Annotated in this window: 20 protein-coding genes; all 20 read left to right on the top strand. The window is 59.0% G+C overall.

Annotated features, from left to right (window positions below; genetic code table 11):
- The first annotated feature begins 2 nt into the window (after nt 1-2).
- The 20 genes from D8M41_RS11170 (at nt 3) to D8M41_RS11075 (ending at nt 21,194) form a co-directional block, all read left to right on the top strand.
- Nucleotides 3-1,013 carry a GNAT family N-acetyltransferase gene (locus D8M41_RS11170; protein ID WP_006889036.1) on the top strand — a complete coding sequence of 337 codons (1,011 nt, stop codon included), beginning with the start codon at nt 3-5 and terminating at the stop codon, nt 1,011-1,013.
- Between the two features lie 120 nt (nt 1,014-1,133).
- Nucleotides 1,134-2,951: a proline--tRNA ligase gene (locus D8M41_RS11165; RefSeq protein ID WP_006888970.1), complete on the top strand. Its 1,818-nt coding sequence runs from the start codon at nt 1,134-1,136 to the stop codon at nt 2,949-2,951.
- Nucleotides 2,952-2,991: 40 nt separating this feature from the next.
- The gene (locus D8M41_RS11160; RefSeq protein WP_126927046.1) at nt 2,992-3,648 is read left to right on the top strand and encodes a ribosome maturation factor RimP; all 657 of its coding nucleotides are present in this window, start codon (nt 2,992-2,994) and stop codon (nt 3,646-3,648) included.
- Between the two features lie 130 nt (nt 3,649-3,778).
- Nucleotides 3,779-4,813, top strand: coding sequence for a transcription termination factor NusA (nusA, locus tag D8M41_RS11155; protein WP_037233353.1), 1,035 nt, complete (start codon nt 3,779-3,781; stop codon nt 4,811-4,813).
- Nucleotides 4,814-4,950: 137 nt separating this feature from the next.
- Nucleotides 4,951-5,259, top strand: a complete 309-nt coding sequence (locus D8M41_RS11150) for a YlxR family protein (RefSeq protein ID WP_052029760.1) — start codon at nt 4,951-4,953, stop codon at nt 5,257-5,259.
- Nucleotides 5,260-5,455: 196 nt separating this feature from the next.
- A complete protein-coding gene (infB, locus tag D8M41_RS11145; RefSeq protein WP_126927045.1) occupies nt 5,456-8,239 on the top strand; it encodes a translation initiation factor IF-2 in 2,784 nt (927 codons plus the stop codon).
- A 220-nt stretch (nt 8,240-8,459) separates the two neighbouring features.
- Nucleotides 8,460-8,924, top strand: a complete 465-nt coding sequence (gene rbfA, locus D8M41_RS11140) for a 30S ribosome-binding factor RbfA (RefSeq protein WP_037233244.1) — start codon at nt 8,460-8,462, stop codon at nt 8,922-8,924.
- The gene (truB, locus tag D8M41_RS11135) at nt 8,925-10,073 is read left to right on the top strand and encodes a tRNA pseudouridine(55) synthase TruB (RefSeq protein ID WP_126927044.1); all 1,149 of its coding nucleotides are present in this window, start codon (nt 8,925-8,927) and stop codon (nt 10,071-10,073) included.
- Complete coding sequence (locus D8M41_RS11130; protein WP_006889018.1) at nt 10,070-10,441, top strand: hypothetical protein; 372 nt, start codon at nt 10,070-10,072, stop codon at nt 10,439-10,441. Before truB ends, D8M41_RS11130 begins: the two co-directional genes overlap by 4 nt.
- A 45-nt stretch (nt 10,442-10,486) precedes the next feature.
- A complete protein-coding gene (locus D8M41_RS11125) occupies nt 10,487-10,930 on the top strand; it encodes a hypothetical protein (RefSeq protein WP_126927043.1) in 444 nt (147 codons plus the stop codon).
- A gap of 59 nt (nt 10,931-10,989) precedes the next feature.
- Nucleotides 10,990-11,652 carry a DUF4345 domain-containing protein gene (locus D8M41_RS11120; protein WP_126927042.1) on the top strand — a complete coding sequence of 221 codons (663 nt, stop codon included), beginning with the start codon at nt 10,990-10,992 and terminating at the stop codon, nt 11,650-11,652.
- A 114-nt stretch (nt 11,653-11,766) separates the two neighbouring features.
- Complete coding sequence (locus D8M41_RS11115; protein ID WP_126853992.1) at nt 11,767-12,723, top strand: bifunctional riboflavin kinase/FAD synthetase; 957 nt, start codon at nt 11,767-11,769, stop codon at nt 12,721-12,723.
- A 127-nt stretch (nt 12,724-12,850) separates the two neighbouring features.
- Nucleotides 12,851-13,309, top strand: a complete 459-nt coding sequence (locus D8M41_RS11110; protein ID WP_126853991.1) for an S-ribosylhomocysteine lyase — start codon at nt 12,851-12,853, stop codon at nt 13,307-13,309.
- Nucleotides 13,306-14,196 (top strand): 5'-methylthioadenosine/S-adenosylhomocysteine nucleosidase, encoded by an 891-nt coding sequence (gene mtnN / locus D8M41_RS11105; protein ID WP_126927041.1) that lies wholly within the window; start codon nt 13,306-13,308, stop codon nt 14,194-14,196. Before D8M41_RS11110 ends, mtnN begins: the two co-directional genes overlap by 4 nt.
- Before the next feature lie 159 nt (nt 14,197-14,355).
- Nucleotides 14,356-14,658, top strand: a complete 303-nt coding sequence (locus tag D8M41_RS11100) for a hypothetical protein (RefSeq protein WP_006888979.1) — start codon at nt 14,356-14,358, stop codon at nt 14,656-14,658.
- 227 nt (nt 14,659-14,885) lie between these two features.
- Nucleotides 14,886-16,307 (top strand): amino acid permease, encoded by a 1,422-nt coding sequence (locus D8M41_RS11095; RefSeq protein WP_126499757.1) that lies wholly within the window; start codon nt 14,886-14,888, stop codon nt 16,305-16,307.
- A gap of 155 nt (nt 16,308-16,462) precedes the next feature.
- Nucleotides 16,463-16,732, top strand: coding sequence for a 30S ribosomal protein S15 (gene rpsO, locus D8M41_RS11090; protein ID WP_006888961.1), 270 nt, complete (start codon nt 16,463-16,465; stop codon nt 16,730-16,732).
- Between the two features lie 333 nt (nt 16,733-17,065).
- Nucleotides 17,066-19,279: a polyribonucleotide nucleotidyltransferase gene (locus D8M41_RS11085; protein ID WP_126927040.1), complete on the top strand. Its 2,214-nt coding sequence runs from the start codon at nt 17,066-17,068 to the stop codon at nt 19,277-19,279.
- A gap of 139 nt (nt 19,280-19,418) precedes the next feature.
- On the top strand, nt 19,419-20,750 hold the full coding sequence (locus tag D8M41_RS11080) for a M16 family metallopeptidase (RefSeq protein WP_006888998.1): 1,332 nt from the start codon (nt 19,419-19,421) through the stop codon (nt 20,748-20,750).
- 78 nt (nt 20,751-20,828) lie between these two features.
- The gene (locus tag D8M41_RS11075; protein WP_006888987.1) at nt 20,829-21,194 is read left to right on the top strand and encodes a hypothetical protein; all 366 of its coding nucleotides are present in this window, start codon (nt 20,829-20,831) and stop codon (nt 21,192-21,194) included.
- The last annotated feature ends 21 nt before the right edge of the window (nt 21,195-21,215 follow it).

Genomic DNA, 21,215 nt, shown 5'->3' with positions numbered 1-21,215 from the left:
CAGTGTTACCTAAGCTCTTCACTGCCGCAAGCGCATCGCAGTCGGCGCCCCGTCGCGCTATCCCGCTGGATATGCGGCACGCGGATGCGTTAGAAGAAGCATTGTATTCGAGTATTGTGGGTAACCTGTATGCCGTTGATTTTTACGAGCAGGTCGGTCTGCCCATGGCCGGGTCGGTGGGTGATAAAGTACCGTCTGGTTACGCCGGTTTTGTGGGTATCCCGGCTGAGGGAGACGAAAGAGACGGTGCGCAGCAGCCGAATTTGAGCAGCATTATCCTGCTGGGGAACAATACGGTTCCTGTGGTTGTGGCTAATAGTGATTACGCTGTATTGGCAAAATGCATCCACCGCAGCAAGCGCCGCCTTGACTCTATTTTTGGGCCTGCGGATATGGTGAACCCGTTGTGGCACACCCTTGAGAGCCGTATGCCCGCGCCGTCTTCGTACCGCCCGATTCAGCCTCTGCTGTACCTGTCGCCTGAGGTTGATCTCACTGAGCATATTGATGCGACACTACCGCGTATCCCTATGCACCTGCCTCCGCTTGCTACCACCGACCTGTATGACCAGCAGGTGGGGCATTACGTGCGGTTTGCTAATAGCGCCGACTATAATGCGTTGCTGCCCGCAGCGGCCGCCATGTTCCGTGAGGAGGTGGGCCTTGACCCGCTGGAGCGGTATGGGCAGGGGTACCGTAACCGTGTGCATACCCTCAGCGCGCAGCAGCGAACCGTGGTCGCTACTAATGTTGAGGGGGCGGTAGTGTATAAGGCAGACGCGGGCCTTACCAGCCTGGACACTGCCCAAATACAAGGGTTGTGGGTGCACCCGGATTACCGGGGTCTGGGGTTGGCGGCTTCACTGACTGCCGCGGCGTGCGCCCTGTTACGCCGCCGCTACCGGCATCTGAGCCTGTATGTGAACGACTATAATGCCCGCGCCCGTGCCCTGTATGCACGCCTGGGGTGGGAGCCGGTGGGTGAATACGCCACCGTCATCTTCGCGCGTTAACCCTGCGAACAGATAGACTAGAAAGATGGCACAGCCTGTGCCTGGTTTTTGTGTGCCCGCACCGTTTACGCGTCTTTGTGCGCGAACAAGACTATTTCAACCGATTGCAGGAGGCTTCCCGTGGTACTTCGACTGTCCAACCTCTTCGTGCGAACTTTGCGCGAAGACCCTGTAGACGCTGAGGTGGCCAGTCACAAGCTGCTGGTGCGCGCAGGTTATATTCGCCGTGCCGCCCCTGGCGTGTACACGTGGCTGCCTCTGGGGCTGCGGGTCCTGCGCAAGGTTGAGAATGTGGTGCGTGAGGAAATGAACGCGATTGGAGCCCAAGAAGTACTTTTCCCGGCACTGCTGCCGCGAGAACCCTATGAGGCAACTAACCGGTGGGAAGAATACGGTGATAATCTCTTCCGCCTGCAGGACCGCAAAGGCGCCGATATGCTGCTGGCGCCCACCCACGAGGAAATGTTTACCCTGCTGGTGAAAGACCTGTATTCCTCCTACAAGGATCTGCCGCTGTATATTTACCAGATCCAGAATAAGTACCGTGACGAGGCGCGACCCCGCGCTGGTCTGCTGCGTGGGCGCGAATTCATCATGAAGGATTCCTACTCTTTTACCGTGGACGACGAAGGCTTGAGTGAAGCCTACGAGGCCCACCGTGCCGCCTACCAGCGTATCTTTGACCGCTTGGGACTAGACACCGTCATCGTGACCGCACAATCGGGTGCCATGGGCGGTTCACGTAGTGAAGAATTCCTGCATCCGACCCCTGTAGGTGAAGACACCTTTGTGCGTTCCGCCGGTGGCTACGCCGCAAACGTGGAGGCAGTCACCACTGTTGTGCCCGCAGACATTGATTTCACGGATACGCCCGCAGCTATCGTGCTCGATACCCCCGAATCTCCCACGATTGAAACCCTCGTAGCCCAGATGAACGACCTGCACCCGCAGGTGACCGGTGGTGAACTCACCGCTGAGCAGACGCTCAAATGTTTTGTGGGCGCAGTCATTACCCCCGCCGGGGAGCGTAAGCTCTTTGCCGTGGGCGTGCCCGGTGACCGCGAAGTCGATCTGGGGCGCGTCGAGGTTAACGTTGGTGCACTCCTGGGTATCGGCGGCGAGGTCGAGGTTGAGGCTGCCTCCGAGGAGGACTTAAAGAAATTCCCGCAGCTCGTCAAGGGCTATATTGGCCCGGGTCTTACCTTCGATCAGCCCATGCTGGGAGAAAATACTGAGGAGCGCCACACCGCTACCGGTATTCCGTTCTTCGTTGATCCGCGCGTGGTTCGCGGAACCTCATGGGTGACCGGCGCTAACGAGCACGGCAAACACGTGGCAAATCTCGTGTATGGGCGGGACTTTAGCGCAGACGGTACTTTGGAAGCGTGTGAAGTACGCGAAGGCGACCCAGCACCGGATGGTTCCGGACCGCTTATTGCCGCACGCGGCATTGAGATGGGACATATCTTCCAGCTTGGTCGTAAATACGCCGAGGCACTGGGCCTGAAAGTACTCGATCAGAACGGTAAACTCCAGACCGTGACGATGGGATCTTACGGTATTGGCGTAACCCGTGCGCTTGCCGCAATTGCTGAAGGAAATCACGACGAGAAGGGTCTGATCTGGCCGCGTAACTTGGCACCCGCCGATGTGCACATCGTCATCACGAATAAAGACGCCCACTCCCGTGAGTACGCAGAAACCTTGAGCACGGAGCTTGAAAATGCCGGGGTGCAGGTGCTTTTGGACGACCGTCTGAAAACCAGCCCGGGCGTTAAATTCGGCGATGCAGAGCTTCTGGGCGTACCCACCATCCTAGTGATTGGCCGCGGGTTCAAAGACGGAATGTTGGAGCTCAAAGACCGGCGAAGCGGCGAAGCACGCGATATTGCCGTATCGGATGCGGTACGCGAAGTCCTGGCTGAAACTCGCCCCTAACTGTTCTGGGTGTGTGATAGCAGGAAAGAAGGGATAACTTATGGCGTACAAACCTAAACGTTCGGGCAGTAAGAAAGGCGGTGCCTCCAACGCTCGTGCCCGGCGTGCCGCCTCACGAGCCGCAAGCGGCGTCTCACATGCACCCGCCGAGAAGGCTCCGCAGGCTCCAGTGGGTACCCGCCCTCTTCATGCCGATGAGGTGCGGGCTGCGATCGAACCAACCCTAGCGGAGTTCTCCCTTGTGGTGGAGAGCATTAAAATTACCGGCCCGGCACAGAACTGCACCGTTGAAATTACCGTGGATTACACGGAAGACCGCGCTGATTCGCTTTCTTTGGATACGATCGCCGAGATTTCGGGGGTATTCTCTGCGGCCCTAGACCGTGCTGATGCGAACGATGAGTTCTTCCCGTATTTACTGGAGGTCTCCTCGCCGGGGGCAACGCGTGAACTGTCTGAACGCCGCCACTGGGTGCGAGCCCGAACCCGACTCGTGGCCATTACCGAGACTGATGGCTCCGAGTATGTGGGGCGCCTTGATGAAGTTACGGATGACGGCCCAGTTCTGCGGCGGAAGAAGCAGACTAAGAAGGGGCAGAAACCTTCGTACCATGAGCCGCAGACCCTGCCGTGGGAGCGTATCGCCAGTGCTCATCTTCAGATTGATTTCAATTCCACAGCCGATTCGGTAGAATAGGAATCAAAGTGGGCTCTTCACCGTTGTTTCCTATTTTTAGGTGGTGAAGGGCATACCGTCCGGTAGCCGGGGCGCCCAGAGCGTCCCGGCGCTGTGCTACAGGGAAAGGCTGATGAGCGTGGACAATAATATGACGATTGACCTAAGCGTTCTGAGCACGCTTGAGAAGGAACGCGGGATCGCTCTGGAAGAACTGTTTGCGCTCGTCGAGAATGCGCTGCTGCTGGCGTACATGAAGCAGCCGGGCGCTATTAAAGGTTCCCGTGCAGAGATTGACCGTAAGAGCGGTCAGTTCGTCATTTTAGCCCCCGAACTTGACGACGATAACCAGAAGATCGCCGAGTTTGATGATACCCCCAATAACTTTGGCCGTATCGCCGCCGCGACTGTGCGTCAGGTGCTGGCGCAGCGCCTGCGAGACGCCGAGGACGCCAGCGTACTGGGGGAGTTCCGTGACCGTGAGGGCACCCTCGTCTCTGGTGTGGTGCAGCAGGGCAATAATCCGCGCATGGTGCAGGTCGATCTGGGAACCGTTGAGGCGGTGCTGCCAGCTAATGAGCAGGTGCCGGGAGAGAAATACCCGCATGGCGCGCGTATCCGCGCATATTTGGTGGAGGCACGCCGAGGCCAGAAAGGCCCCTCAATTGTGCTTTCCCGTTCCCACCCGAACCTAGTGTTGCGTTTATTTGAGCATGAGGTTCCCGAGATTTCTGACGGGCTGGTGAAGATCGCCTCGATTGCCCGTGAAGCGGGGCATCGTTCGAAGATCGCGGTGCACGCCACCGACCCGTCTATTAATGCAAAAGGTGCTTGCATTGGTGATATGGGTGCGCGTGTTCGTGCTGTTGCCGCGGAACTGAATGACGAGAAAATCGACATTGTCGATTATTCCTCAGACCCCGCCGAGTTTATTGCCGCAGCGCTTTCCCCTGCGAAGGTGACTGAGGTCATTATTTTGGATGCGCGTGAGTATTCGGCCCGAGCTGTTGTACCCGATGACCAGCTGTCGTTGGCTATTGGTCGTGAGGGGCAGAACGCCCGGCTTGCCGCTAAACTCACCGGGTGGCGTATCGATATTCTCTCGGAATCGAAGTATGCGCAGCTAAAGGCTGAAGAGGAAGTGGCGGAGCGGGTTTCTCGCGCTTTGCATGCTGACAACGAGTAATATTCGTTCATAGCCGCAATGGCGGCTCTGAAAATACCGGCATACCGTATAGAATATAAATGTGCGTTTGTGATCGCGTGCCTTAGTGCGCCCTCAAACGAGGGTAATTGATGTTGGGACGATAAAGGGGGAAACTTATGAGCCTACCCCTGAGAACCTGCATCGGTTGCCGTGACCGCGATACCCAGCGGAACATGCTCAGGATCGTACGATCCTGTGGCGGTGACGGGCCTACCTCCCAGCGTATTCTTGTGGATGCGCGAAGAGATATGCCCGGGCGCGGAGCGTGGCTACACCCCAGCGTGCAGTGCCTGCAGCAGGCAGTACGCAGGAATGCTTTCGCCCGCGCCTTCAAAACTGTCTGTGGCGCTTCGCAGGTGCAGGCTTTTGCCGAGCAGCTTCAACAGCGTCTGGAGGCGGAGGAGAGAACCGCAGGCCCCATGTAAGTCAAACAAGTTTGACGGCTTCTTAACACTGTATGAAAGCGAGTCAGAAAACTGATGGATATCTAATGAGTGCCGCAGAATGAGTACTTACCTGTGCTCAGAAAACGGCTGTCTAATGCCACCGTGCGCCGTAGTGCGCACACCCATACATCACTAGAGCCCGCGCCGTCCTGGCGCGAGCCAGGACAGGAGAAAATTGGCTAAGCCTCGTGTACACGAGCTCGCTAAAGAGTTTGGCGTCACCTCTAAAGAAGTTATCGCCAAACTCGGCGAGATGAATGAATTTGTTAAGGGTCCTTCCTCAACCCTAAACCCCATGGTTGTCAAAAAGCTGCGTGAGGCGTTTCCCGCTGCAAAACCTGCAGCTGAAGCAGCTCAGAAACCTGCTGCATCCCAGAAAGCAGCCTCCGGTGCCTCTGCCGCGCCGAAATCTGCAGCAAAGCCTGCGGCTCCGAAACCTGGGCCTAAATCTGCCGCTCAGAAACAGAGCGGTACAAAGGCCGCTCCGTCGGCAGGGAAGGCTGCTGCTGCGCCGAAGCCTGCAGCTCCTAAGCCCGGTCCGAAACCCGGCCCGCGCCCGGGTAATAACCCGTTCTCATCGCAGCAGGGCATGAAACGCCCCGATGCGCAGTCCGCAGCACCGAAACCCGGCGCCCCCAAGCCTGCCGCGCCGAAGCCTGCGGCTCCTAAGCCCGGTCCGAAACCCGGCCCGCGCCCGGGTAATAACCCGTTCTCATCGCAGCAGGGCATGAAACGCCCCGAACGTGGTGAGCAGCGTTCCGGCGGGCCGCGCCCGCCGCGTGGTGGACAGCGTGGTGCTGGTTCCGGCGGCCCCCGCCCCGCAGCAGGCTCACGCCCCGGTGGCGGCCCCCGTTCAGGCTCAGGCGGCGGTTCACGCCCCACCCCGTCAATGATGCCGAAGGTATCCAATGTTGGGCCCGGATCGCCTTCAGGCGGCGGTAACTCCGGTGGCGGCGGTGGCTCCCGTCGCGGCGGCGGTGGCTTTAACCGTGGCCCGGGCCGCCCCGGCCCCGGCGGTCGCGGTAACGCCCAGGGCGCTTTCGGACGCGGCGGTTCCAAACGTAAAAACCGCAAGTCAAAGGCGGCACGCCGCAGCGAGCAGGAGCAGCTTAACGCACCAGCACCCGGCGGCGTGGTCGTGCCTCGCGGCGACGGCTCAACCGAAATCCGTATGCGTCGCGGCGCCTCCATCATGGACTTTGCCGAGAAGATTGGCGCGAACCCCGCAGCCCTGATTACGGTGCTCTTCCACTTGGGTGAGATGGCAACTCAAACCCAGTCCCTGGACGAGGACACGTTTGAGCTGCTGGGCGCCGAGCTGGGGTACGTTATTAAGATCGTTTCCCCCGAAGACGAAGAGCGCGAACTGCTGGAGTCCTTCGACATTGACCTTGAGGCCGAAGCGGCTGCTGAAGGCGATAAAGAGCTCGAGATGCGCCCGCCGGTTGTGACCGTGATGGGTCACGTTGACCACGGTAAAACCCGCCTGCTGGATGCCATCCGTAACACCAACGTCATTGAGGGCGAGGCCGGCGGCATTACCCAGCACATCGGTGCGTACCAGGTACACACCACCGTTGAGGGAGAAGACCGTGCGATTACCTTCATCGATACCCCCGGTCACGAGGCGTTTACCGCTATGCGTGCCCGCGGTGCGAAGGTTACCGACGTCGCTATTCTTGTGGTCGCAGCGGATGACGGCGTGATGCCGCAGACCGTTGAGGCCCTGAACCATGCCCAAGCGGCTAACGTGCCGATCGTGGTTGCGGTTAACAAGATCGATAAGGAAGGTGCCTCGCCCGATAAGGTCAAGGGCCAGCTGACCGAGTACGGTCTGGTACCCGAAGACTACGGCGGAGACACCATGTTCGTGAATGTTTCTGCCCGCAACGGCACCAATATTGACGAACTGCTGGAGGCTGTGACCCTCACCGCCGACGTCCTGGAACTGCGTGCTAACCCGAATAAGGAAGCTCGCGGCGTTGCCATTGAAGCGAACCTGGACAAGGGTCGCGGTGCGGTCTCCACCGTCCTGGTGCAGTCTGGTACCCTGCATGTGGGCGATGCGATTGTTGCTGGCGTGGCACACGGTCGCGTGCGTGCAATGTTCGATGAAAACGGCCAGGCAGTGAAAGAAGCCGGTCCGTCCCGTCCCGTGCAGGTTCTGGGCCTTTCGACGGTGCCCCGTGCGGGTGATACCTTCCTCTCGACCGAGGAAGAACGCACTGCACGCCAGATCGCTGAGAAGCGTGAGGCAGCGGACCGTAACGCACAGCTTGCGAAGCGTCGTAAGCGCGTAACCCTTGAATCCTTCGATGCTGCCGTGGCTGAGGGCAAGATGGACACGCTGAACCTGATTATTAAGGGTGATGTCTCCGGTGCTGTTGAGGCTCTGGAAGAGTCGCTCATGAAGATCGACGTGGGCGGCGACGAGGTTCAGCTGCGTGTGATCCACCGCGGTGTGGGTGCTATTACCCAGAACGACGTGAACCTGGCAACCGTGGACAACGCGGTGATCATTGGCTTCAACGTTCGCCCCGCAGAGCGCGTCTCGGAGCTTGCCGACCGCGAGGGTGTCGAGATGAAGTTCTACTCGGTCATCTACCGTGCGATTGAGGAAATCGAGCAGGCCGTTAAGGGTATGCTCAAGCCCGAGTATGAAGAAGTTGAGCTTGGTTCAGCTGAGATCCGCGAAGTGTTCCGCTCCTCCAAGTGGGGCAATATTGCCGGTTCGCTGGTTAAGAACGGTATTATCAAGCGTAACTCCAAGGCACGCCTGGTACGTGACGGGTCCGTGGTGGCTGAAGACCTCACCATTGAGTCGCTACGCCGCTTCAAGGACGACGCCACCGAGGTTCGTGAAGGCTACGAGTGCGGTATTGGGCTCGGTTCCTTCAACGACATTAAGGAAGGCGACGTTATTGAAACGTGGGAGATGCGCGAGAAGAAGCGCGTCTAAGGCACTAAGGCCGTCTGCTTCCCAGCCGCAGTAGGGAAGCGGGCACCTCACATACCGTGCGGGCCGGTCCTTATGAACGGGAGTTTATAAGGGCCGGCCCGCCCCGCTGTGGGGCCAGTGTCAGCGATGCACCAGCGGCATCGTACCTTGCGAGCAGAAAATATACGGAAGAACTATCGCGTCGCCCCCGCGCCGCGTATCACCTACAGAGGAGAACAGCATGGCTGATGCAGCCCGCGCGGCTCGCCTAGCCGACCGCATTAAAGTGATTGTGGCACAGGCGTTAGAGCGTCGTGTCAAAGACCCCAGGCTCGGGTTCGTGACCGTCACAGACGCCCGCGTCACCAACGATCTGCAGCACGCAACCGTGTACTACACGGTGTACGGTTCCGAACAGGAGCAGGCTTCGACAAAGGCTGCCTTGGAATCCGCCAAAGGTATCCTGCGGTCGGAGGTGGGGAAGAACATTACCGCCCGCCTGACCCCAACCCTCACCTTTGTGCCTGATGAAGTCCCCGTAAACGCCTACCACCTGGAGGATTTGCTCCGGAAGACCCGTGAACGCGACGCTCAGCTGGCCGCCGCCGCCACGGGCGCGCAGTATGCGGGGGAGGCCGACCCCTATAAGAAATCCGCCGACGATAACGAGTTTGGCGAAGACACCACCGGTGAGGACACCGAATAAGTGGCTAAAACGAAAGGGGACGGACCCAGCGGGCTGGTAGTGATCGATAAGCCCGAGGGGATAACCAGCCATGATGTGGTGTCGAAACTCCGCTGGATTGCGGGCACCCGTCGCGTTGGTCATGCGGGCACCCTTGACCCGGCGGCCACCGGGGTGCTGATTCTGGGGCTGAATAAGGCGACGAAACTGCTGACCTACCTGGTAGGGCAGGATAAGACGTATCAGGCCACGATTCAGCTGGGTATTAGCACAGAAACGGACGATGCTCAGGGCCGACAGACCGGAACTTGCCCGGAGGCTGTGGAGGCGCTGACTGAGCAGCGCATTCTTGAGGCGGTCGCAAGCTTAACCGGCGATATTATGCAGGTGCCTTCTGCGGTATCTGCCATCAAGGTTAATGGGGTCCGCTCCTACACTCGGGTGCGCAGCGGTGAACAGGTAGAACTAGCTGCCCGCCCGGTGCGGGTGAATGAGTTCACGGTGCATTCCATACAACGCACTATGACCAGTTGGTGTGTTCTCGTTTCTCAGCAGGAACTTGCCGAGGCGGGGATCGACGTGGCTGGAACACACGGCGAGCTGTCAGATCCCACTACTGCGATCACCTCGGTGCCGGTGATCAACTGTGAGGTGACGGTATCCTGCTCCTCAGGCACCTATATTCGTGCCTTGGCGCGGGATCTGGGTCAGATGCTGGGCACCGGCGGGCACCTCATACGTTTACGCCGCACCCGGGTGGGAGAAACCACCCTTGCAGACGCCGCTGCTTTGCCGGAACTGCTGGAACGCCGGCAGACGGCGGGGCAACCGTTGACGGATATGCCGCTGCTGAGTTTAGAGGAGGCTGCGCGCCGTCTCTTTAAGGTTCGTGAGCTATCGGCGCAGCAGGCCACAGATGTGTCTTTTGGCCGCCGCATTAGCCCGAACGGGGACGGGACGGTGACTCCGCGGCAGGCCCACGCAAGTACCGGTGACGGAGGGGAAAAGCAACACGCAACTACCGAGGGCGTGTACGCGGCTTTTGCGCCGGATGGCACGCTGGTGGCGCTGCTGGAGAACTTAAAACAGCGCGGTAGCGTGGTGGCCGCACCGACCCTGGTGTTCGAGGCTGGGACTGATTTTTCCGGAGCATTGGAGAAGAGCTCATGATTGCTGGGCTGGACTGGTGGTTTTGGGTAACTGCCGTACTGGGCTCCCTCTCAGCGGCTGCAGCACTGGTGCAGTATGTGCGCGGCTACGCCCCGGATGATTATTCGCAGGGCCCGGTGCTGCTGCTTGAGGCGTACCTGGTGGTGTACCTGATAGGGTCGATTATTATGCAGGCGGTTGGCCCGGGACCTCGCGGTGACTGGCTGGAGTACTACGGGTATTTGCTGACGGCTATGGTGATCCCGGCGGGCGCGTTTTTCTACTCGTTGAGTGAACGCACCCGGTGGGCTACGCTTCTGTTGGCGGTTCCCGGCCCGGTACTGATTGTGATGGTGCATCGGATGAATATGTTGTGGTATTACTACTGATCCGGCCGCAGTGACCTTCTGCCGCACACACTTTTGGAAGGAAACATGGGTAATAATCTTCAATCTGCCTCCGGTGGGCGGTCTCAAAACCGCAGCATGGGCTCCTACCACGCCTCGGGCCCGGGGAAGCTGATCGCCGTTTTGTACGGTGTTTTTACGTTGTCGGCTGGGGCGCGGGCGGGGTACCAGCTGGTGCGTAAATTTGATGAGGCTCCGCTGGCAATCCTGCTGTCTTTGCTGTCGGCTGTTATTTATGCTGTGGCCGCAGTTGCCTTGGCACGGCGCGGGGAGCGGGCACGGCGAGTTGCCCTTGTGACTATTTCAGCTGAGCTTGCGGGCGTGCTGGGGGTGGGGGCGTTGTCTCTGGCTGCCCCGCACCTGTTCCCGCTGGCCTCAGTGTGGTCGCATTTTGGGCAGGGGTACGGGTTTATTCCGCTGGTTTTGCCCGTTGTGGGCCTGTGGTGGCTGTTCCACTCCAGGCGTGCCTAGGCGCTGGGTAGCCGTGGCGCAAATTATTGAATTGTACACATTATGTGAGGAGAGAATATATGAATGAAGAGACCTCAAAAAACGAGGCTGCGAGTCAGGGCGACCGTGAGGAATCTGCGGGTTTCCCCGCCAGTGAAGCGGGTACTGCGGGTCGGCCTGAAAAAGAGCACCAGGCCCTGAAACCGGCCCGAACCACACCAGAGAACGGTGAGACGGTAAAGCAGCCTGCACCGAAGAAACCCGAGCAGAAAACGAAACTGGAACAGAAGCCGCAGACCCTTGAGGATGCGGCAAAACCCCAAAACCGTGGGCTGTTCCGTTCGGTGGTGGGGCTGTACGGCGTGGCGATTATTGCCTACGCGGCGTGGCAGGTGATGGCAGGTACACAGGCTGCCCCGGACTCCGCTGCGGTTGCGGTGAACCCGTCAATCGAGTCGAACTATGCGTTTCTTGCCGCCGTGTATGCGGGGGTGGGCATCGCGTTCTTGTTTATCGCCTGGAAGTTTAAGTGGGCGAATATGCTGGTACTGGCGTGCCTGGTGGTGTTCCTTGGCGGCGTGGGGCGCATTATTTCGTGGGCTTCGCACGGTACCCCGCACTGGTCGCTTATTGTGTTGATGGTGACGGATTTGGTGATCCCGCCGTGTCTTCTGGTGTGGTACGCCTGGATTAATAAGTCGAATACGATCCGTCAGCAGATGCTCAGCGCCTCCCGCGTTTAATCGGGGCTTTGGCCGGGCTCGCCGTACCGGGGTGCACCCCGTTTTAGGATTCAGCATCTATGCCCGCGCTGGTCTAGGATGTATAGGTACAGTATTTTTTATGCAGGAGAGCACGTGACCCTCTATACCGAGCTGAGCGATATTCCGGCGGATTTTGGGCCGTCGGTGGTGACTATCGGCAACTTTGATGGTGTGCATATTGGTCATACCCGCGTGATTTCGCGCGTTGTCGAGTTGGCTGGGGAGCACGGGCTGGCCTCTGTCGCGGTCTCATTCGACCCGCACCCAATGCAGGTTCACCACCCTGAGCTGATGCATCAGGAGATTATGGGGCAGGGTTCACGCCGCTATTTTATGTGTCAGCTGGGCCTGCAGAATTATGTGCTGCTTCACTACGACCTGGAGTTTGCGAAGCAGAGCCCCGAAGAGTTTGTGAAGAGCGTTTTTGTGGATACTCTGCACGCCCGTTACGTGGTGATTGGCGATGATGTGCGTTTCGGGCACCGCAACTCTGGTGACCTTAACACCATGCGTGAGCTGGGCGAACAGTACGGGTTTGAGGTTGTGGTGGTTGATGATCTCATGGCGGATGACGGCACCAGGTGCTCTTCTACGCGTATCCGTGAACTGCTGAATACGGGGGATATGGAGGGTGCCGCCAGATTGTTGGGCCGCCCTCACCTCATGTACGGGGAGGTGGTGCACGGGTTGGCTCGCGGGCGTGAGCTGGGGTTCCCCACCGCAAACCTGGAGCTGGAGGCGCGCGGTTTTATCCCGGTGGATGGAGTGTACGCCGGGTGGCTGACGGACGAGTCGGGAACACGCCACCCGGCGGCTATTTCGGTGGGAACGAACCCAACGTTTGACGGTCTTGAGAACCGGCATGTTGAGGCGCATGTGATTGACCGGCCGCAGGAGCGTGTCGAGGACTTTGACCTGTACGGTCAGCATGTGGTGGTGGAGTTTGTGAAGCATCTGCGCCCGATGGTGGCGTACCACGGGGTGGAGGCCCTGGTGGAGCAGATTAACCAGGATGTGGCGCAGACTCGGGAGGTACTGGCCGCCGCGTAGTCCCTGCGAACCGGGCGCACCGTGTTAAGGGACGCGCCCGGTACCCGTCTGCACCGCCAAAGGTGTGGGCATCTATGCGTGCAGCTTTTTGGGTTACATTACTCAGGTTTTAAGCGAGAATGGAACCATGGAAAAAATGAACGTTGAGTCCTTTAACCTGGACCACCGCGCTGTCGCTGCTCCCTATGTGCGCATTGCGGACCGTAAGATACTGCCGGGCGGGGACACCCTCATTAAGTACGATGTCCGTTTCACTCAGCCAAATAATGCGCATCTTGACATGCCTGCTGTGCACTCTATTGAACATCTGAGCGCCGAACTGATGCGCAACCACACCGATAAGCTCATTGACTTCTCACCCATGGGCTGCCAGACCGGCTTCTACGCCCTCACTCTAGGTATTGAGCCGCAAGAATTTATGCCCATCCTTGAAGCAACGATGCGCGATATTCTAGAGGCTACCGAAGTTCCCGCCGCAAACGAGGTGCAGTGCGGCTGGGGGGCACACCATTCTCTGGGTGCTGCTCAAGAGGCCGCCCGCGGTTTCCTGGCCGCCCGCAGCGAATGGGAGCAGGTGATGGCGTGAGCGATTCTCCTTTTGCCGCGGCGCAGATGAATCCTGACGAGGTTTACACTGCCATGCTTGCTGACCTCGAAAACCTTAATGATCTGATGCTGAACTTCTCCAACGCCGTCATTATTCAGGTGGCTATGGACGAAGAAATCGCGCCGCTCCTTAACGCCACCGCCTGGGCGCAGGAACCTATTGATGAGGGCGCGGCGGTCTTTCACCCGCGCACCCTGACCGTTAACCAGCGTGAGGTGCCTCTGCTGCTGGTGCGTTCCAAGATTGGGCTGGTGAACGCCGCATCCGCCGTGACCGAGGCATTGAGCTACGCCACCGACTGTTCTGGCGTGATAAGTGCAGGCACCGCTGGCGGGCTTGCTGCCACAACGAACGTGGGGGATGTGATAGTCGGTACAGAGTACACCTACACCGATGCTGATGCGAGCGCTTTCGGGTATGTACGTGGGCAAATCCCCGGCATGCCCGAAACCTATGGCGGCCCGGATTCCGACGTGGATGATGCGGTTGCCGCCGCCGTCGAAGCTCTTGATGCTGAGCAGGCAGAAGGCGGCTGGCAGGTGTGCCGGGGGCTGATGCTTGCCGGACATTCATTCGTGACCGCCCATAATGTCAAAGACACCCGTGAGGCGTTCCCCGCCGCGTTAAGCACCGATATGGAAACCACAGCTATCGCCCAGGTGTGCCATAACTATGAGGTGCCGTTTGTGGCGGTGCGGTGCGTCTCTGATTTGTGCGGCCCCGCCGCGGGGCAAGATTTCCACCTTGGTGTGGAGGTGGCTGCTGCCCGCTCAGCCCAATACACTCTGCAGGTTGCTGCGCACCTGTGGTTCCTGCGCGGATACACGGATGACACCGAAGACACAGAACAGGAATCTAAGGCGTAATACGGGCTGCAGCTGCGGCTATGCCGGTGCTGCGCGGCGCTCACTTGCTCTCTGCGGACCCTGCCTAGTGGCGGTTCGCAGCGGGGTGAGGATGCATTTGTGGCGCACATGCAGTATGGTTATTAGGCAAGAGATTTTTCGGACCCCAGGAGAAACCCCATGAAGGTTTGCCCCACCCTCGCATCTGTCACCGGTCTGCTCGGTGGCTACAAGGTGGCTTCCACCACAGGTAACCGTCCCCTCGGCGGTGCTGTGCTGGGTGTGTGCGGCATTATTGCCTTTATGAACTGGAAGCGTAAGGCCGGGGCGCCCCGCGCTACCTTCCTGACCGGTCTGTACCTGGGTGCTTTCGGTGCATCTCATCCGCTCGCCAAGAAGATTGGCGCGTGGCCTTCGGTTTACACAGTGACCGGAATAACCGCTCTCGCTTCGATCCTTATTGGTCGTAAGCGTAAGAAATAAGTCTTAGAAAAGACGGCGGGTTGGCTTCGTTGCCAGCCCGCCGTTTTTGCTTGCGTCCCTCACGCACCGGGGGTTGCGGGCATCACGGTATACGGCGGGTGCGGCAGCCTCCGGCGTTGGCTTATCCCCTGCGGGGAAACGGGCCTAGCCTATCCAATCCGCTTAGCCCACCGTCCCGCCGGGCCCCGCGTAGCAGGCGCCTGGCACCCCAACCCAGTGAGGACAGTATGAAAAACACGGACTCAACGGACCGTAACCCCACACCGGTAGATACCGCTAAGGTGCAGCCGGGCACCCCGCACCTTCAGCGTGTCCTGACGCTGCGTCACATTATGTTCATTGCCCTTGGTTCGGCGATTGGTACGGGCCTTTTCTACGGTTCAGCATCTGCTATCCAGTTGGCTGGGCCTTCGGTGCTGGTCGCCTACATGGTTGGCGGCGCAGCGGTGTTCATGGTGATGCGCGCTATGGGAGAGTTAGCGCTTGCCAACCCGGTTTCGGGGGCGTTTTCGGAGTACGCTACCCGTTACTTGGGGCGCTGGGCGGGTTTTGTGACCGGCTGGAGTTACGCCCTGGAGATGGCGCTGGTCGCTATTGCGGATGTGACGGCGTTCGCCGTCTATATGCAGTTCTGGTTCCCTAATAGCCCCGCCTGGGTGTGGATTGTGTCGGTGCTTCTGATTCTGCTCGCCATTAATCTCACGAAAGTAAAAGCGTTCGGGGAGGCAGAGTTCTGGTTCACCCTAGTGAAAGTTTCGGCTATTATCGCCATGATTATTGGTGGCGTGATTCTGCTGTTTGTTGGGGTTCAGGCGCACGATTCTGTCGCACCGTCGGTTACCAACCTGTGGTCGCTGGATGGCGGTTTCATGCCGAACCAGTTCACCGGCTTCTTGGCCTGCTTTACCGTGGTGATGTTTTCTTTTGGCGGTATTGAGACTATTGGTATTGCGGCGGGTGAGACGAAAAACCCGCGTGTTTCCATCCCTAAGGCAATCCGCACCGTGCCGGCCCGCATCATGATTTTCTATGTGCTTACCCTGGGTGTGATTATGTCCCTGTACCCCTGGTATTCGGTCAGTAAAGAGAACTCGCCGTTCGTGCAGATTTTTAGTTCTTTGGGTATACCTGCGGCAGCTGGCATTTTGAATATTGTGGTGATTACCGCCGCTGTTTCGGCCATGAACGCAGATGTGTACGGTGCCGGGCGTATGCTGTACGGTTTGGCGCAGCGCGGGCTGGCCCCCGCATCGTTCCGTAGGGTGAGCCGTAACGGCGCGCCGTGGATGACCACTTTGCTCATGATCGTGGTCATGGCGGTGGGTGTGATTGTGAACGTGCTCTTTAAGGATGCTTTTGAGGTGGTTGCCTCGCTGGCCACCTTCGCCACGGTGCTGGTGTGGGTGATGATTCTGCTGGCGCACATCGCCTATAAGCGCGGCGGGTATGACACCGAGAAGCAGCCTGTGCGCCTGCCCCTGTGGGTCAGCTACCTCACGTTGGTGTTCATGGCGTTCGTGGTGGTGCTTCTGGGGCTCTTTGAGAGCACCCGTTTGGCGCTGGTGGTTGGGGGTGTCTGGTGCGTGTTCCTGCTGGGGTACTACCTCCTGGTCTTGCGGGGTAAGCAGCCCGGCGTTACCGTCAAATAGCGGGTATATTCCCCAAAAACACGGCTTGTGCAGTAGAATAGTAAGGATGCGTGTCTGCGGTCCGCGGTTGACACGCTGAGGGCTTTTGCCCAAACCCCGCGCAACAACACTATTGTGCGGGAGGTACGCGGCACTAACTCCAGGAGTTAACTTTCATGGCACTAGATCCGGCAATCAAGCAGGAAATCATCAAGGAATACGCAACCCACGAGGGCGACACTGGTTCGCCTGAGGTGCAGATTGCTGTTCTGTCTCGTCGTATCTCCGACCTGACCGAGCACCTGAAATTCCACAAGCATGACCACCACTCACGTCGTGGTCTGATGATGCTCGTTGGTCGTCGTCGCAACTTGTTGGGTTACCTCAAGAGCATCGACATCGAGCGTTACCGTTCGCTCATTGAGCGTCTGGGCCTGCGTCGATAAAGGGCTTATAGTGCGGGCGTGTCAGTCTCTCCACAGAGGCGGGCACGCCCGTAACTGCAACCTGGGGAGGGGCATGGGGTGGCAAGCAGCAACACTTGGCCGACCCCGGTTGTCTCATGATGCAATGAGCCGCAGGGGAGTGCCCCGCAAATGTGCCACGCATCGAACACAGTGAAATATTAACCTGAGGGAGCGCCCCGCGCGTTTAGGTGCGGTCCTCGGTAGCGAATTACGGGCCCCCGCCCGGGAGCGGGTGCGGCCGTGGTTTCCTATCGAAGGCCGATAGTTAGAACGCACGGTGTGCCGACCTCACCAACACAGAAAGAAGGAACCGTGGAAGGTCCCGAAATCCAATTTTCCGAGGTCGAAATCGACAACGGTGTGTACGGTAAACGTCATGTGCGTTTTGAAACTGGCCGCCTCGCCAAGCAGGCGGCGGGCTCCGTGCTTGTCACCATTGACGACGAAACCACCCTGCTCTCTGCAACCGCTGTGGGGAAGTCACCGCGTGAAGGCTTTGACTTCTTCCCGCTGACTGTGGATGTTGAAGAGCGCATGTATGCTGCCGGTAAGATTCCCGGCTCGTTCTTCCGCCGTGAAGGGCGCCCCGCAACTGAGGCCGTGCTCGCTGCACGTCTGATTGACCGCCCGCTGCGCCCCGCCTTTACCAAGGGTATCCGCAATGAGGTGCAGGTTGTCGTAACCGTTCTGACCGTTGAACCGGACGAAATCTACAACACCTTCGCCATTAACGCTGCTTCCGCCTCAACCTCGCTTTCGGGCGCACCGTTTACCGGGCCTATCGGCGGTGTGCGTATGGCTCTTATTGACGGGCAGTGGGTGTGCTTCCCCAAGTACTCTCAGCTGGAAAACGCCGTATTCGATATGGCTGTGGCCGGTCGCATCGTGACCAAGGCCGACGGCAGCGAAGACGTTGCGATCATGATGGTAGAGGCAGAGGCAACCGATAACTCCTGGAAGCTCATTAAGGAAGACGGCCATACTGCCCCCACCGAAGAGATCGTAGCCGAAGGTTTGGAGGCTGCGAAGCCCTTTATTGCTGCTCTGTGCAAGGCTCAGGCTGACCTTGTGGAGCGCGCCGGTAAACCCGCCCTGGAGCTTCCCTACTTCGGCGGACACGGTGAAGACGTTGATACCGCCGTGAAAGACTTCGCGGGCAAGCGCCTCGTGGAGGTTTACTCCATCGCGGGTAAGCAGGAGCGTGAAGCCGCTGCCGCGGAGCTTGAATCCGAGCTGATGGAAGCCCTCACCGGGGAAGGCAAAGAGTTTGAGGAGCGCGCTAACGAGGTTTCAGTAGCGTTTGCGGCTCTCACCAAACACACCGTGCGCCAGCGCATCCTCACCGAACAGGTGCGCATTGACGGTCGCGGGCTCACCGATATTCGCCAGCTGACCGCCGAAGTTGAGGTGCTGCCGCGCGTGCACGGTTCGGCAATTTTCGAGCGCGGCGAAACCCAGATTATGGGCGTGACCACCTTGAATATGCTCAAGCTGGAGCAGCAGCTCGATTCACTGCACCCGGTCAAGTCCAAGCGGTACATTCACCACTACAACTTCCCGCCGTACTCCACTGGTGAGACCGGCCGTGTTGGTTCGCCCAAGCGCCGTGAAATCGGCCACGGTGCGCTCGCAGAACGCGCACTGACCCCGGTGCTGCCCTCGCGTGAGGAATTCCCCTACGCGATCCGCCAGGTCTCTGAGGCTTTGGGCTCGAACGGCTCCACGTCGATGGGTTCGGTCTGCGCTTCAACCCTGTCGCTGCTCAATGCCGGTGTGCCTCTGCGTGCACCTGTTGCGGGTATCGCAATGGGTCTTGTCTCTGATGAGGTTGATGGCGAAACTCGTTACGCCGCGCTGACCGATATTCTGGGTGCTGAAGATGCCCTGGGCGATATGGATTTCAAGGTTGCCGGTACCAGCGAGTTTGTGACTGCTATTCAGCTGGACACCAAGCTTGATGGTATTCCTGCATCGGTGCTGGCAGGTGCACTGACCCAGGCACGCGAGGCTCGCCTGCACATTCTGGAGGTGCTCACCGCAGCTATTGATGCACCCGATGAGATGAGCGAGTTCGCGCCGCGCATCATTTCGGTGAAGGTTCCGGTCGCTAAGATTGGTGAGGTGATCGGCCCGAAGGGTAAGACCATTAACCAGATTCAGGAAGATACCGGTGCCGATATTTCCATTGAGGACGACGGTACTGTGTTTATTGGCGCGACCGATGGGCCCTCTGCTGAGGCTGCCCGCACGGCGATTAACGCCATCGCGAACCCGCAGGTTCCCGAGATGGGTGAGCGCTACCTGGGCACCGTGGTGAAGCTGACTGATTTTGGTGCGTTCATCTCTCTCACCCCCGGCAAGGACGGGCTGATGCACATTTCTGAGATGCGTAAGCTCAACGGCGGTAAGCGCGTGGTAGACACCGAGGATGTGCTGTCGGTGGGGCAGAAGGTGCAGGTTGAGATCACTAAGGTTGACGACCGCGGCAAGCTTTCGCTCTCCCCGGTGGTTGATGACGCCCAGTAGTATGCCCGCTGCGGCACTCTAACTGGCGAGGATGCGTCTTCCGCACGGCGCCCCGGGTTCGGGGCCCGGTGGGAGGCGCATCCTTCGCGTATATTTGTGTGTGGTTCATATTGTTCGTGAGGTAAGGACTGACTTTTTCATGGCTATTAGCCTTCCTGTGGCGCCCGGTGAAATCGCTGAGGAGCTTGATTATGAGCGTGGCCGCCTGATTTTTGCTGGTGCTGATTCGAATGAGGTGCGCCGTTCTATCCTGCCCGGCGGGGTGCGTGTCATCACCGAACGTATGCCGGGCACTCGGGGCGTTTCGATCGGTTTCTGGGCGGGGGTTGGTTCTCGGGATGAGGCCCCGGGCATGTTGGGGTCTACCCATTTTTTGGAGCACCTGCTTTTTAAAGGCACGGCTTCGCGCACGGCGCTGAATATTGCACAGGCGTTTGATGAGGTGGGCGGCGAGTCAAACGCCCTCACCGCGAAGGAACACACCTGCTACTATGCGCGCGTACTTGACGACGACGTGCCAATGGCGATTGACGTGCTGGCGGACATGGTCAGTAACGCCCTGCTGGATCCTGAGCATCTGGAGCAGGAGCGCGGGGTGATTCTGGAAGAGCTGGCGATGGATCAGGACGACCCGACCGATGTTGCCTTCGAGAATTTTGTGGAACAGCTGATGGGTGATAACCCGCTGGGCCGCCCGATTGGTGGCACTCCGCAGGAGATTATGCAGGTTCCGAGGGAGGCGGTGTGGGAGCATTACAAGCAGTATTACACGCCGGATCGACTGGTTGTTTCAGCGGCTGGGTCGCTGGAGCACTCGCGTATTGTGAACCTGGTACTGGATGCGCTCACCCGCTCCGGCTGGAACCTTCGCGAGGGTGTGGCTCCGGCGCCGCGCCGTGTGCGCACCGAAAGCGGTATCGTTCCGTTCTCTGAGCTGCGTGAAGTCCAGAAGGGCTTCGAGCAGACCAATATTGTGATGGGCTGCCCGAGTATTATTGCGGGGGATGAGCGACGCTACGCGATGAGCGTGTTGTCGAGTGCTTTTGGGTCGGGTATGTCTTCACGGCTTTTCCAGGAGATCCGCGAGAAACGCGGGCTGGCGTACAGCACGTTCGCGTTCTCAGGTGCCTACTCCGATGCGGGGTATTTCGGCATGTACGCCGGGTGCCTGCCCGCTAAAACCGAGCAGGTGTGTGAGCTCTTGCAGTATGAGTTTGATAAGTTGGTGGCTGCCGGAATTACCTCAGAAGAACTCAGCAAAGTACGCGGGCAGCTGGCCGGTTCAACTGTTCTGGGCAGTGAGGACTCGGGCTCCCGCATGTCCCGTCTGGGGCACGCGGAACTGGAATCGGGCCGGTTTACGAGCACTGATGAGTTACTTCAGAAGATCCGCGCGGTCACCCTTGAGGATGTGCACGGCCTCGCCAGGTACCTGGGGCAGCAGCAGATGATCACCACAATTGTGCGCTGACAGATTTTGCTGTTCCGGTTGGTTGAAGGACGCCTATAATTTTTTGGTAGCGAGAGTTTGGCAGGAGCAGCTGGTGTCATGATTGAGCCTCACTCCATAGAATACAGCCCCTCAAATGAGGACGGGTTGGCGTACGTTTATTTCTCGTATGGGCAGCACGAGTACTTCACGCTTGCACGTACTTCTGAGGAGGAACCCGTCATCTATTTAGAGCGTAATGACCAGTCGCTCGCTCTTGAGAGCAATAACGTGTCCTACACGCTCAGCGGCAACACGGTGGTGTTCACCATGGGGGAGGATATTCAGCAGGCGCTGCAGGTTGGGCCTGTCTTGGAGGTGCTGGTGAATCTTGACGACCGGCACCTGCCGGAATTCTGTAGGGCGCTGGCCGCTATTTTCTCGGTGGCGCGCTCGCCGCAGGGCGCGGAGCATCCCGACCGATAGCCGATAGCGGGTCAGCCTCAC

Source organism: Rothia sp. HSID18069 (assembly GCF_003989155.1).
Lineage (GTDB): Bacteria > Actinomycetota > Actinomycetes > Actinomycetales > Micrococcaceae > Rothia > Rothia aeria.
This window is presented reverse-complemented; position numbering and strand designations above follow the sequence as displayed.

Excerpts from the sequence above, each read along its gene's own strand:
- D8M41_RS11100 (WP_006888979.1), top strand. The coding sequence starts at position 14,356 with ATGAAGGTTTGCCCCACCCTCGCATCTGTCACCGGTCTGCTCGGTGGC.
- D8M41_RS11150 (WP_052029760.1), top strand. The coding sequence starts at position 4,951 with ATGAGCCTACCCCTGAGAACCTGCATCGGTTGCCGTGACCGCGATACC.
- D8M41_RS11080 (WP_006888998.1), top strand. The coding sequence starts at position 19,419 with ATGGCTATTAGCCTTCCTGTGGCGCCCGGTGAAATCGCTGAGGAGCTT.
- D8M41_RS11160 (WP_126927046.1), top strand. The coding sequence starts at position 2,992 with ATGGCGTACAAACCTAAACGTTCGGGCAGTAAGAAAGGCGGTGCCTCC.
- rpsO (WP_006888961.1), top strand. The coding sequence starts at position 16,463 with ATGGCACTAGATCCGGCAATCAAGCAGGAAATCATCAAGGAATACGCA.
- nusA (WP_037233353.1), top strand. The coding sequence starts at position 3,779 with ATGACGATTGACCTAAGCGTTCTGAGCACGCTTGAGAAGGAACGCGGG.
- D8M41_RS11075 (WP_006888987.1), top strand. The coding sequence starts at position 20,829 with ATGATTGAGCCTCACTCCATAGAATACAGCCCCTCAAATGAGGACGGG.
- D8M41_RS11130 (WP_006889018.1), top strand. The coding sequence starts at position 10,070 with ATGATTGCTGGGCTGGACTGGTGGTTTTGGGTAACTGCCGTACTGGGC.
- D8M41_RS11095 (WP_126499757.1), top strand. The coding sequence starts at position 14,886 with ATGAAAAACACGGACTCAACGGACCGTAACCCCACACCGGTAGATACC.
- rbfA (WP_037233244.1), top strand. The coding sequence starts at position 8,460 with ATGGCTGATGCAGCCCGCGCGGCTCGCCTAGCCGACCGCATTAAAGTG.
- D8M41_RS11125 (WP_126927043.1), top strand. The coding sequence starts at position 10,487 with ATGGGTAATAATCTTCAATCTGCCTCCGGTGGGCGGTCTCAAAACCGC.
- D8M41_RS11110 (WP_126853991.1), top strand. The coding sequence starts at position 12,851 with ATGGAAAAAATGAACGTTGAGTCCTTTAACCTGGACCACCGCGCTGTC.
- D8M41_RS11120 (WP_126927042.1), top strand. The coding sequence starts at position 10,990 with ATGAATGAAGAGACCTCAAAAAACGAGGCTGCGAGTCAGGGCGACCGT.